The 13,156-nt window shown below is 51.7% G+C and carries 11 protein-coding genes and 1 pseudogene; 9 read left to right on the top strand and 3 right to left on the bottom strand.

What is annotated here, in order from left to right; translation table 11 throughout:
- Window positions 1–136 precede the first annotated feature (136 nt).
- From PAT9B_RS28185 to PAT9B_RS28170, 4 genes are read left to right on the top strand one after another with little or no spacing between them, the layout of a single operon-like run.
- On the top strand, window positions 137–1,699 hold the full coding sequence (locus PAT9B_RS28185; protein WP_013512692.1) for a PTS sugar transporter subunit IIA: 1,563 nt from the start codon (window positions 137–139) through the stop codon (window positions 1,697–1,699).
- A gap of 26 nt (window positions 1,700–1,725) precedes the next feature.
- Window positions 1,726–2,745 carry a PTS fructose transporter subunit IIC gene (locus PAT9B_RS28180; protein WP_013512691.1) on the top strand — a complete coding sequence of 340 codons (1,020 nt, stop codon included), beginning with the start codon at window positions 1,726–1,728 and terminating at the stop codon, window positions 2,743–2,745.
- 8 nt (window positions 2,746–2,753) lie between these two features.
- A complete protein-coding gene (locus PAT9B_RS28175) occupies window positions 2,754–3,611 on the top strand; it encodes a helix-turn-helix transcriptional regulator (protein WP_013512690.1) in 858 nt (285 codons plus the stop codon).
- Window positions 3,608–3,994, top strand: coding sequence for a PTS fructose transporter subunit IIB (locus PAT9B_RS28170; RefSeq protein ID WP_013512689.1), 387 nt, complete (start codon window positions 3,608–3,610; stop codon window positions 3,992–3,994). Before PAT9B_RS28175 ends, PAT9B_RS28170 begins: the two co-directional genes overlap by 4 nt.
- Here the strand turns inward: PAT9B_RS28170 and PAT9B_RS28165 are convergent.
- Window positions 3,991–4,740 carry a phosphatase gene (locus PAT9B_RS28165; RefSeq protein WP_013512688.1) on the bottom strand — a complete coding sequence of 250 codons (750 nt, stop codon included), beginning with the start codon at window positions 4,738–4,740 and terminating at the stop codon, window positions 3,991–3,993. The genes PAT9B_RS28170 and PAT9B_RS28165 overlap by 4 nt on opposite strands.
- Before the next feature lie 68 nt (window positions 4,741–4,808).
- The gene (locus PAT9B_RS28160) at window positions 4,809–5,477 is read right to left on the bottom strand and encodes an HAD-IA family hydrolase (protein ID WP_223300535.1); all 669 of its coding nucleotides are present in this window, start codon (window positions 5,475–5,477) and stop codon (window positions 4,809–4,811) included.
- 283 nt (window positions 5,478–5,760) lie between these two features.
- Here PAT9B_RS28160 and ptsP point away from each other — a divergent pair, with 283 nt between their 5' ends.
- From ptsP to tal, 5 genes are all read left to right on the top strand, one after another.
- Window positions 5,761–8,271 carry a phosphoenolpyruvate--protein phosphotransferase gene (ptsP, locus tag PAT9B_RS28155; protein ID WP_013512686.1) on the top strand — a complete coding sequence of 837 codons (2,511 nt, stop codon included), beginning with the start codon at window positions 5,761–5,763 and terminating at the stop codon, window positions 8,269–8,271.
- Between the two features lie 59 nt (window positions 8,272–8,330).
- Complete coding sequence (locus PAT9B_RS28150; protein WP_013512685.1) at window positions 8,331–8,651, top strand: PTS fructose transporter subunit IIB; 321 nt, start codon at window positions 8,331–8,333, stop codon at window positions 8,649–8,651.
- A gap of 171 nt (window positions 8,652–8,822) precedes the next feature.
- A complete protein-coding gene (locus PAT9B_RS28145) occupies window positions 8,823–9,926 on the top strand; it encodes a PTS fructose transporter subunit IIC (RefSeq protein WP_013512684.1) in 1,104 nt (367 codons plus the stop codon).
- Between the two features lie 9 nt (window positions 9,927–9,935).
- Complete coding sequence (locus tag PAT9B_RS28140) at window positions 9,936–11,189, top strand: class II D-tagatose-bisphosphate aldolase non-catalytic subunit (protein WP_013512683.1); 1,254 nt, start codon at window positions 9,936–9,938, stop codon at window positions 11,187–11,189.
- A 73-nt stretch (window positions 11,190–11,262) separates the two neighbouring features.
- Entirely contained in the window at window positions 11,263–12,213 is a 951-nt protein-coding gene (tal, locus tag PAT9B_RS28135) for a transaldolase (protein ID WP_013512682.1), read from the top strand.
- Window positions 12,214–12,319: 106 nt separating this feature from the next.
- On the opposite strand, the pseudogene PAT9B_RS28130 reads toward tal, so the two are convergent.
- Window positions 12,320–13,038: pseudogene (locus tag PAT9B_RS28130) on the bottom strand (Rpn family recombination-promoting nuclease/putative transposase).
- Window positions 13,039–13,156: the final 118 nt, after the last annotated feature.

The following is a 13,156-nucleotide window of genomic DNA, read 5'->3' as shown; positions in this document are numbered from 1 at the left end:
TCATCAGGTCACTATTTTCCAGCAAAGGTAACTTTTTTACTATATTAGCGCTTACGCAAACGGTTAAAGATAGCCGCCACCGGGGAGATAACTCAAACCGGTTAACCCGCGTATTGGCCTTATGTCTGGAGTCAGAATGGTGGTGGAACTAACCTATCAATGCGAAATAAGCGAGGGGATCCACGCCAGACCTGCCGGGCATATCGCCCGTCTGTGCAACAGCTTTCAGGCCGACGTGGTGTGGCAAAACTGCCGTACTCAACGGGAAGCCAACGCCAAAAGTGCACTCTCCCTGATCGCCACAGATACGTTACTTGACGATAAATGCATCATCACGTTGCACGGTGCTGACGCCCTTAGCGCGTCACAGGCGCTGGCAGATTTGCTCACACACCTCCCGGCGTTTACCACCGTTGCCGAACCGGAACGGGTTTCCGCTGCCACTTCCCTGCCACGCTGTCTGCGCGAACTGCAACCGCAATACCTGACCGGCATACCTATCAGCGGCGGCATTGCCATCGCCCCATCCCGGTTTTTCACCGGGGTGACCTTCAGTGAGCTGCTGGCACGCAGCCCCAGCGCTGTGGTTAAGCGGGAGGAAGAAATCGTCCGCCTCACTGCCGGGCTGCACCGGCTACGCACGCGCAAAGAAGCGGCGCTGGCGATTGCCGGGGGAATTGAACAGGACCTGATCGAAGCCCATTTGCTATTCATTACCGACAGTGCCTTCCGTGAAAGCATCATCAGCTATCTCGATACCCCGATGAACGCCTGGTCTGCGATTGTCAGCGCGGCGATGGGCTTTAGCGCCATTCTCGAACGTTCATCCAGCCATTATATTCAGGAACGCACCCTGGACATGCTGGATATCGCCACGCAACTGCTGAGCGAGATCTACGGTGCGCACGCCAGGGTACAACCTGTATTGTCGTTAGATGCCGCGACTATCGTGATCGCCGATACCCTGACCCCCGGTCAGTTTCTCGCCCTCAACAAACAACATCTTGCCGGTTTGATCCTGTCCGCCACTGGCAAAACATCGCATACGGCCATCCTCGCGCGTTCGCAGGGTATTCCCACCCTTGCTGATGTCGATGTTGCCGACAGCCATCTTCCGTCGCAACACGAAATGATACTCGATGGTGATCAGGGGATACTGATTACCCGTACTGATGAGAAAATCCTGCGCTATTACCGTCATGAAATAGACGTACAGCAGCAGATGAGCCAGAAGAAACATCAAGCTCGGACAGGCAAGCCGTTGCTGACACCCGAAGTGGTCCTGTGGGAACTGGACGTACTCGACAAAAACGAAGTGATCAAAAAAATGGTCGATAATCTGTGGTTGCAACAGCGCACCGACTGCCGCGACAAGCTGTGCCAGGATATCTGGTCACGCGAGGTTCCCTTCCCCACCGTCGTGGGTTCCGGCTTTGCCATCCCTCATGCCCGCAGCTCCGCGATCCTCGATTCCACCATCAGCGTTGCCAGGCTACGTCAGCCGGTGTCCTGGGGTGGAGTCGCCGTTGATACGGTGTTTATGCTGACCATCAGCCAGGCCGCCGCAGAAAACGAGCATATGAAATATTTTTCCACGCTGGCGCGGATGTTGATGAACGATGAGTTTGTCGCCCAAGCCAAAGGCGCAGCCACACCTGAAGCGCTTTACCAATTGATAATCAGTACCTTAGCTTGCTAGTTGCCGAATAACATTATGAGGCGGGTATGTTAAAACTATTAAAAAATACCAAAAGACATTTTATGACCGGGGTGTCTTACATGATTCCGTTCGTGGTCGCCGGCGGCGTTCTGCTGGCCCTGGCTGTGATGTTTAACGGCCAGGCCGCTATTCCGGACCACGGTTTTCTCAAAGCCATGTCGCAAATTGGCCTCGCCGGGCTGACGCTGTTTATCCCAATTCTCGCCGGTTTTATCGCCTATTCGATGGTGGATAAGCCCGGTATCGCCCCCGGTGCGATTGGCGGGCTGATGGCCTATCAGATGGGGGCCGGGTTTTTAGGCGGCATGCTGGCCGGGACCCTTGCCGGGCTGATTGTCTGGGGGCTGCTGGCACTGATCACCCACCTGAAAATCCCCCATTTCCTGCGTATGGTGTTGCCGATTTTCATCATCCCGCTGGTTGGCACCTTTCTCACCGGGATGGCGGTTTATTACATTATCGGTGACCCGGTGGCCGGGCTGATGAAATGGCTCAGCGCCTGGCTGGGCAATATGCAAGGGGCATCGTTTATCATTCTCGGCAGCGTGCTGGGATGCATGATCGCCGTAGATATGGGCGGCCCGATGAACAAAACTGCGTTCTTCTTTGCCGTCGCGCTGATCAGCACCAACCCACAGCTGATGGCCGCCGTCGCTGCTGCCGACTGCACACCGCCGCTCGGACTGGCATTGGCGACGTTTCTGTTTAAAGGGATTTTTAACGATGTCGAACGCGAGGCCGGTAAGCCTGCGGTGATCATGGGGTTTATGGGGATCACCGAAGGGGCGATCCCGTTTGCTGCCGCCGACCCGCTGCGTGTCATCCCGGCAATTATGCTCGGCAGCGCGGTGGCGGCCGTGATTTCGTTGTGGTTTGGTGCCACCAATGCTGCTCCCTGGGGTGGACTGATCGTCCTGCCGGTGGTGGGCAACCATTTGGGATATATCGTCGCCGTCGCTGCGGGCACCGTGACCACAGCGCTGGCCGTGAAGGTACTGAAAACCGTGGTTAAACCCCAGGCATAAGGCAGGATATGAGCGCATTCATCCAATCCATTTTGAGCGAGTTCAGCCTGCAATGCGCCACCACAGAGAGCGTGCTGGTGGCGAATGGCAACGCGCAGCCCCCGGCGATGGCCTACCATCTGCACGTACCGCGCATTGAGTTGATTGTGAAAGGCACCCTCAGCATGTTGCTGCCAAAAGGCGAGGATAAGATCGTCAAGTATCTGCGTCCGGTGGGCACCGTCACCTATATTCCGGCCAATAGCTGGAACTCGCCGTTATGGGGCAGTCCGGTGATCTGCATGTCGATTGTGTTCTGGAAGCAGGATGTCGGTTTCAGTATCAGTAACTGGGACGGTACACAGTTCAAAGAGGTGGAGAAATTTAATCTGGAGAACTCCAGCAGCTCAGTGCGCGATCGTCTGCTTGAATTGGCAGAATCGCTGGCATGGACTCATAACAACAGCGGCGAAACCTTTGCCCATATTGTCTATGCCCTGCTGAACGATCTGCTGTATCAGATTACGGACGGCATGAGCAATGCGAAAGGACCGCTCTCGCTGCTGGATGAGATCAAAAGTCACATCGATAGCCATTACCAGGCAGATATTAATCGGGAGAGCGTGGCTGAGACCTTCAACATCTCCCCCGGTTATTTATCGCGTCTTTTTTCCCGAGAGTCAGACGTAAAATTCAATGAATACCTCAAGTTAGCCCGGATCTCGCGGTCGAAAACTTTGCTGACCAGCACCAACCTGAAAATCAATGAAGTTTCTGAGAAGTGTGGTTTCACTGATACCAACTATTTCTGCAAGGTGTTCCGGGATATCAATGACTGTACGCCGCTTGAGTACCGGCGTAAGAACAAGGGAGTAAGTTTATCATGAGCCGAGCAGCAAAAGACGAAGTGCACCCCTTCTCCAGCGAACGTAACCTGCATATCGTGGCGGTCACCGCCTGCGCCACGGGCGTGGCCCATACCTACATGGCGGCAGAACAGTTGGAAAAACTGGCGAAAACCTACAATTTCACGATCAAAATCGAGACACAGGGCGTACTGGGTCTGAAAAATCAGATTACCGAGAAAAATATCCTCGATGCGGATCTGGTGATTATTGCCTCGGATATCACCATTGATCAGCCGTCTCGCTTTGCGAGTTGCCGGTTATTGAATGTTTGCATTAACTCCCTGCTACTGAAACCGGCTGAGGTGATCTCGGCGATTCGCAAGTCGCTGACGCTGCCCAGAGGCAACGTGATCGACCTTTAGTCTGTCACGTTCAGCAACGCATCAATCTCCGCAATTCTTTCGCCGCCGTGTCGCGCCAGAAATTCAAGGACGCGCCACGGTGAGGCATTGAGAATTCTCGCTTCAGGAAAATCCGCCTCCCGGAGTATCGGCAGGCAGGCGCTGAAATCGCCCACGGCAAAGGCGCTGTGCGCATCCGTGCCGAGAGAGATCATCCCGCCATGGTCGCGCACGGCGGCGACAATCTTGCGACAGTTGGCTTCACTGCCGCGTCTGGAATGGACAAACGAAGCGTTATTCACCTCAAGGGCCACATTACAGGCTTTCGCCGCTTCAACCACCGCCGGGATATCGATCGGGTATTCGGGATTACCGGGATGGCTGATGATATGCACCTTACCACTGGCAATCACCGCGATCAGCGCATCGGTATTGGTCACCTTATCCGCCGGAGCAAACACCTGTTTGTGAAAACCGGCAATAATCAGATCCAGCGCCGCACGCATTTTATCGCTGCAATCGGTCTCACCGCCCGCTTTGATGTTTGCCTCAATGCCGCGCAGTATCCCTACGCCATCGACCACCCGGGGCAAAATACGCATGTTACTGAAGTGAAAGGCATGAGGTGCATCGACCATCTCTGGGCCGTGGTCGGTGATGGCAATCAGTTTAAGCTTTTTACGCGTGGCCGCTGCGATATAGTCATGTACCGTGCTGTAAGCGTGCGTGCTGGCAACGGTATGCATATGAAGATCAACGTTGTACATCGTCCCTCCTGGTTTGAGTGTGACCCCGCGCACCCGTGTTTTTCGTGATGATATGTGCAGATCCCGGGTTAAATCTTGAGGATAAAATCGTCCCCGCGCTGATGATGAACGGTAAGGTTGAGGTAATTGCTGATGGTGGCGTAAGTCGCAATAGCGTGTGCGCCGGTTTGCGGCGTCAGCACTTCAATCACCACATGCTCTGCGGCGCTGGCAGCGCGCAGTCCGGCGTCAGAATCCTCAAAGGCGATGCAGTGGGTGGGAGGAATATTGAGTTGCTGCGCACCGTGCAGAAAAGGTTCGGGGTGTGGTTTCCCCTGCTGAATATCCTCACTGGTGACCAGTACGCGAGGAGCAGGAAAGCCAACCTGTTTGATGCGTGCACACGCTACTTTGCGCGATCCCGAGGTGACGATTCCCCACGGCACCCCCAGCGCGTCTAACTGGGTGAGAAATGCGATGGCTCCGGCTACCGGGGTGATCCCTTGGGTATTACGCGCTTCATACTCTTCCAGTTGCCGAAACTCCTGCTCGATCACCGCGTCGCTGGCATCCGGCATAAAGTGGCGCAGCGTGCTGAGTGCCGGTTTGCCATGCAGATAGTCCCGCACCTGCGCGGCGTTCAATCCTTTCCTCTGCGCCCATGCACACCAAGATGCTTCAACAAAATCAAGGGAATTGACCAGAGTTCCATCTAAATCAAATAACAGCCCACGGAAATGCATATTACCCACCATCATGATTTACACCGGAATATGCTGGCTATTTATACCCTTCGCGGCCGGACATGAAAGGGTAAATTTGGAGTTTTAATAGCAATATCGTCACCCCATGGTGAGCAATCATCAATTTATGATAATCATCACAAAACAATAATCAGGATATTTTTTTCAAGTAAAGAACACTTTTTTCCTATTCAAACGTCGTGAGAGAAACGGAAGGATATAAATTATCAAATGCAGGACAGCGCGTTCGGCTGGCAAAATAATCAGCATTTATCTTAAAGATTTATTGGGAGTGGTTATGTCAGAATTAATAAGCTATCAATGTGACCTCAGCGAAGGAATCCATGCCAGACCGGCAGGACACATCGAACGACTTTGTAATTCTTTTCAATCCAATGTGTGCTGGAAAAATAGCCGTACCGGCCTGGCAGGCAGCGCCAAAAGCGCCCTGTCTCTGGTAGCGACCGATACCTTATTCAACGATATCTGTGAAATTACACTCAACGGTGCTGATGCGTCTATTGCTGCAAATCAGCTCGCCACCTTACTGAAAAAACTGCCTGATTTTGAAGTTGCGCCAACAGTTGAAAATGCCGCACCAGCAGGCTATCTGCCGCGTTCACTGCAAGAAACGCAGCTGAGTTTTATCCAGGGTTCACGTATCAGCGGCGGCGTGGCCATTGCCAAACCGGTGGTGGTGCGCAGCCTTTCTTTTGCTGAGATGCTGGCACGTAGCCCGACGCAAAAACAGACGCCGCAACAGGAAAAAAATGCCGTCATGGCGGGTTTGGAAATCCTGAAAAATGAAAAAGTTTTGTCGCTGGAAAACAAATCTGGCGTCGAGCACGACATTGTTCAGGCCCATTTATCGATAATGACGGACATCAGCTTTCAGAATGCCATCACAAATTATATCGACAACGGTAAAAATGGCTGGCAAGCCATTATTCTGGCAGCCATGGATTCTTGTGAGATACTCAATCGTTCAGCCAGTAAATACATCAAAGAAAGAACTCTCGATGTTTTTGATATTACCAACCAGTTGTTGGTTGCCATCTATGGTGCCGATGCGCTACCCAAAAGCAGCCTCGACTTACAGCAGCCGTCCATTATTTTGGCCGACAACCTGACCCCGAGTAAATTTCTTAGCATCGACAAACGCTGCCTGGCAGGTCTGGTGTTATCCGCCACCGGGAAAACATCACACACCGCCATCCTTGCGCGTTCGCTGGGTATTCCGACATTAACCGATATCGATTTCCCGGCACTGAACCTTGATCCGCAGCGGGATATTATTATCGACGGTAATCCCGGTATTCTCATCACCGCACCTGATGAACGCGTGTTGCGGTATTACCGTCATGAAATAGCGGTGCAGCAAACCATGCAACAGCAGATGTTGGCCACGGTTAACCACACCGCCACCACCGCTGATGGGCAGCGTATCGAGATCGCCGCCAATATCGCCAGCTTGGCTGAGGCCGAGGCGGCCTTTGACAACGGTGCTGAAGGTATCGGCCTGTTTCGCACCGAAATGTCGTTTATGGACCGGGAAACACCACCTGATTATGCCGAGCTGGCGGAACTCTATACTCGTGTTGCCCAGCGTGCGGAAAACAAACCGGTAATCTTTCGCACCTTTGATATCGGCGGTGATAAGCCGGTGGACTATCTCAGTATCGGCGACGAGGAAAACCCCTTTCTCGGCTTCCGCGCAGTACGTACCTATCGGCGCTACCAAGACTTATTCGCCATGCAGTTAAAAGCGATCCTGACCGCTTCAGCACATGGCAATGCCAAAATCATGATTCCCATGATCTCTAACGTCGAAGAAGTGATCTGGTGTCGTGAGGTGCTGAGCGCGGTGAAGCAGGAGATGAGCCGCGCAGAGCAGCCCTATAACGAGGGTATTGAACTGGGTGTCATGCTGGAGGTGCCTTCCGTGATCTTCGCCATCCCGGAAATTGCCGACTATGCCGACTTTTTCAGCGTCGGCAGCAATGACCTGACGCAATACTTTTTTGCTGCTGACCGTGGCAACCGACAGGTTGCAGAGGTTTATGACAACTATGCGCCTTCTTTTTTACGCGCGATGCAGTTCGCGGCACAAGAGGTACATCGTGCAGGAAAATGGATCGGTATCTGTGGCGAACTGGGTGCCAGCCAGGATTTTCTGCCGCTGTTTACCGGTATGGGCTTTGACGAACTCAGCATGAGCAGTACCGCCATTCCTGGCGTCAAGCACGCGTTACGCGAGCTGAATTTCGCCAAATGCCAGCAGTTGGCGCAGGAGGCAGTACAGCTTAAACGTTCGGCGGAAGTGAAAGCGGCCCTGCAAACGCCGGATGTTAAAGAGGTCAGCACCAGGCCGTTGCTGGCACCGGAGTTTATCCTCTGCGGTCTTGAAGCCAGCGATAAAAACGAGGTCATTAAGATGATGACCGATAACCTCTGGCTACATCATCGCACGGATAACCGCGAACAGTTATGTGACGACATCTGGACACGGGAAGATTCCTTCTCTACCGCCGTCGGCTATGGTTTCGCTATCCCGCATACCAAATCCGATCATATTGGCTACTCCACCATCAGCATGGCAACACTGGCCAAACCCATTCTGTGGGGGGACCAGGAAGTCACAACCGTCTTTATGCTGACGGTAAACAAATCTGCCGATCCCAATCAGCATATGAAATATTTCTCCATCCTTGCCAGAACATTAATGAAAGAGGAGTTCCGCAATGCAATAAAAAATGCCGATAACGTCACCCTACTCTACAACCTGATGACCAGAACATTAGACGTATAAATTCAAGGTCAGCTGAAAACTTTAACAGGCAGCCAAATAAGCAGAACCAGGAGTTATTTATGAAAATCGTCGGAGTCGCAGCATGCATTACCGGTATCGCACATACCTATATGGCTCAGGAAGCCATTGAGCAGGAGTGCAAGAAAAGAGGTTATGACGTCAAAGTCGAAACGCAGGGTGGCATGGGCATTGAAAACGAATTAAGTGAAGATGAAATTGCCGATGCGGACGTGGTGATTATGGCGGTGGCTATCGGTATTGAAGGCGTCGAGCGTTTTGAAGAAAAAGAGGACGCAGGCCGAATTATTTCATTGAACCCGGCGGAGGTCATTCGCAATCCGGCCGCAATCATTGATAAAGCCGAGCAACTTACACAATAACGTCTGGATAAAATAAAGATTATTTATTTTATCGACTGAATACTGTGTAACACAACATCAAATCGCTTTCTGTGAATGTCATTTTTTCATCGGGCAATGCTGCCTGCGGATTAATACGCGCTTTTTATGCGAACTCGGGGAAAAAACCAGTGACATTCGGGAGGAATAAACATGTCGGATAAGATGAAAACCATTAAGGATGATTTAGTCAAAGCCTTCAGCACCGGCGTCTCTTATATGATGCCAGTGGTGGTGGTTGGCGGGATCTGCCTGGCGTTGTCTCTGGTCGGGGGTGAACCTACCCCCGGTAAAGGGATCGTGGTCACCAATCCCTTTTTATTGAATCTGGGGGCGATTGGTAGTGCGGGCCTGGGCATGATGATCCCGGTCCTGGCGGCCTATATCGCCTACTCACTCGCCGGTAAACCTGGCCTGACGCCGGGTCTGGTCACCGGCTTTATGGCCGCTACCCCGCTGGGGGAAGCCCATGTGGTGACCGGATTTCTTGGCGCGATGCTGCTCGGCATCCTGAGTGGTTACGTTGCCAAATGGGTGAAAACCTGGAAGGTCGGCAAAGTGTTGATGCCGGTGATGCCAATCCTGATTATTCCTATCGTCACCTCCTGCCTGGTCGGCATGTTGTATTTGTATGTCCTGATTGGCCCGATCGGAATAGCGATGAAGTGGCTGGTCTCCATGCTGTCAAATATGCAGGGCGGCAGCGGTTTGGTGCTGGGTTTGATCCTTGGAGCCATGGCAGCCTTTGATATGGGCGGACCGGTAAATAAAACCGCCACGGCATTTACTCTGGCGTTAATGGCTGAAGGGATTTATGGACCAAACGGTGCCTATCGTATCGCCTGTGCTATTCCGCCACTGGGTATTGCGCTTTCCACCTTTATTTCGCGCAATAAATGGGCCGAAGATGAAAAACGCATGGGCACCTCTGCCGCCTTTATGGGTTTAATCGGCATTACCGAAGGAGCCATTCCCTTTGCAGTTAAAAATCTTAAAACCGTGCTGCCTTCAATTATTATCGGCAGCGCCGTCGGTGCCGGTCTGGCGATGATTCATGGCGTGGAATCCATGGTGCCACATGGCGGATTAATTGCGATTGCTGGCGTCAATAAAGGCGCGATCTGGTACGTCATCGATATGGCAATCGGCGTTATTGTCACCGCTATCTGTCTGCATATTCTACGCCCCAACATTAGCGACACGGTTAAAAATGAAACCGTCAAGAAAACCATCACTTCTGATATGAATAAAGCCTAAGGAGTTATCATGAAAAACACCATGAAGCAGTACGTCGATTATATCGTTAACGGTGGTAAATCGACGATGCTGGGTATCGGTCCGATGTCACCTGCACTTATTCAGGCATGTTTCGAACTGGGCAAAGAGAAAGATCTGCCATTGATGTTTATTGCCAGCCGTAATCAGGTCGATGCCGATGAATTTGGTGCCGGTTACGTTAATAATTGGGATCAGTTCCGCTTTGCCGCCGATCTCAAAGCCATGGCGGAAAAAGTCGGCTTTGATGGCGACTACTTCCTGTGCCGTGACCACGGTGGTCCCTGGCAGCGTGACAAAGAACGTAAGGACCATATTCCGGAAGCGGAAGCGATGAAACTGGCACGCCGTTCCTATCAGGTGGATATGGATGCCGGGTTTGATCTGCTGCACATCGACCCGACCAAAGACCCGTATGTGGTGGGCAAAGTGATTGATATCGAACTGGTGTTGAGTCGTACCGTTGAACTGATCCGCTTCTGCGAAGATTACCGCAAGGCCAACAACCTGAAAGAATTCTTCTATGAAGTGGGGACAGAAGAGACCAATGGTGGCCTGACCGACATCAGTGCCTACGAAGGTTTTATTATCGAACTGAACAAACGCCTCTCTGACGAGGGTTTACCGCAGCCGCTGTTTATTGTTGGTCAAACCGGCACCCTGACGCGTCTGACCAAAAATGTCGGACACTTCAATGACACCCAGTCAGCTGAACTTTCAGCGATCAGTACTCGTTACGGTGTTGGTTTGAAAGAACATAACGGCGACTATCTGCCGGATGATATTTTGCTGAAACATCCGGGTCTGGGGATCACAGCGATGAACGTCGCCCCGGCTTACGGCACCATTGAAACTCGCGCCTATCTCAAACTGGCCGAAGTCGAAAAAGATCTAGCTGCGAAAGGATTCGTCCAGTCCGCCTCCAACCTGAAAAATGTACTGACCCGTGAATGTGTACTCAGCCACAAATGGGAAAAATGGATGACCGATGAGCATAAAGATAAATCTGAAGAACAGATCTTTAATGAACCGGCATTACTGAAAGAAATCCTTGAACTCAGTGGTCATTATAATTATGAGAAACCCGCAGTGGTTAAAGAGATGAAAACCCTGTTTGCCAATCTGCGTGCCTTTGGTGTCGAACCTGAGCGTTATGTGGTCAACAAAATTAAAGACATGATTCAGAACGAAGCAGAATGCTTCAATATGCCGGGTCTGACCTCTCGCGTCGCTCAAGCAAAATAATCATTTCTTCACTTAATAACAGGGAGCCTGCTGCTCCCTGTTATGTTCCACCATCATTATCAGGGTTACGATTATGAACCAGCTTGAGGCATTAAAGCAGCACACCATTATTGTCGCTGACAGTGGCGATATTGATAGCATCATGGCGTATCAACCCGAGGATGCCACCACCAATCCGTCATTAATTTATAAAGCCGCCCAACTGCCCCAATATCAACAGTTGATCCAGGACGCGGTAAGTGCGGTTAAATCACGTCAACCCGGCAACGCCGTGCTTCCCTCCGACATCGCCGATTATCTGGCCGTCAGCATTGGTGCATTAATCCTGAAAAGCATCCCGGGACGCATTTCAACTGAGGTCGATGCCCGGCTCTCTTTCTCGACTGATGCCAGCATTCACAAAGCACGGGAATTGATTGCGCTGTATGCAGAGAGAGGGATCCCGAAAGAGCGAGTACTGATCAAACTGGCGGCCACCTGGCAGGGCATTCGCGCCGCCAAAGTACTGGAGCAGGAGGGTATCAAGTGCAATCTGACGCTGCTGTTCTCCTTCGCCCAAGCCAGAGCCTGTGCCGATGCCGGTGTATTCCTGATTTCGCCTTTTGTGGGTCGTATTTATGACTGGTACAAAAAGCATCAACCGGATACCCAGTTTACCATCGACAACGATCCGGGCGTGGAGTCCGTGCGGAAAATCTATCAGTTCTACAAAATGCACGGTTATCAGACAGTAGTGATGGGGGCCAGCTTCCGCACGCCAGAACAGGTTCTGGCATTGAACGGCTGCGATCGCCTGACCGTTTCACCGCAACTGCTGGCACAACTTCAGCAGAGTGAGGCACCCGTTCCCGCCCCACTTGCTTTTGACGGTAAGTGCCAGTCAAAACCAGATGCTATTCGCGAAGCTGAATTTTACTGGGCACACAATCAGGATGCGATGGCGGTAGAAAAACTCGCCGAAGGGATTCGCTTGTTTGCGGTTGACCAAAATAGTCTTGAAGGTTTGCTGGCGCAGTATCTTTAATCTTTCCGCTCGGGAGCCCGCCCCAAATATTATGCAGTTAATGGGGGGCGGCCTCTGGCGTTAATCTGAGCAGACGAGGCTGTCGGGAGAAAATAAAGAGTATTGATCAGTGGCGAATCTGTGCCAGCTCATCTTCCGTAAGGCCGGTCATTTTCATGACAGTAGTGCGATCGATACCATTTTGCAGCATGGTGCGGGCTACTTCCAGTTTTCCCTGGTTACGCCCTTTCTCAATCCCACGCTGTTCACCCAGTTTGATCCCCTGTTCAATGCCTTTCTCAATGCCTTTCTCAATACCTTTCTGTTCAAGCTGCTGTGCGATAGTCATCAGTTCATCCTCATGTTGCGGCATCCGCTGTGCCAGGTCGCGGACAAAGGCTTCTGCGTCTGAAGTTTCGCCTGCCTGAACGAGGTAGTTTATCAGCGAAACAAGCTGCTGTCCTGTGATGTGTTCTGTCAAAAGCAGGGTGGCGAGCTATCCAACAGGTCTGCCATGTCCCGTCGGTGAATGTGTTTCTGTAACAGAGTCAGTGCTGCCATACTGCGATGGCCCATTATTTCTTCATCTGGAATCACGGTCTCATCAACCAGAGGGAAATCACCACTGTAGAGTACGTCGCTAAAGTACGGGCGTAGGCTCTCTTCAACAAAACTTCCCGACTCCAGTTTAAGGGTATTGAAGTCACATACGGCCTGTAGCTCTGCCGGGATATGTAACTGCATAAAATCCCTGGCCGTATCGGGATGGGTGAGAAACTGCTTGAATGCAAGATCATGTGGAGTGGGTGTAACACTTCCCTCACCCTTCGATTTTCTGCCTGACATACCCTTCTCCCTGGCATTAATGGTGACCATTTTTTCTTTCTGGCATATTACCGAAACACGTAACTTTATATCCGTGATAATCGGTACAGGCGTGATGATTTAAAACATTCACTCCTGA

This window comes from Pantoea sp. At-9b, assembly GCF_000175935.2.
GTDB lineage: Bacteria > Pseudomonadota > Gammaproteobacteria > Enterobacterales > Enterobacteriaceae > Pantoea.
Note: the sequence above shows the minus strand (reverse complement) of the source record. Positions and strands in the feature narration are given on the sequence as shown.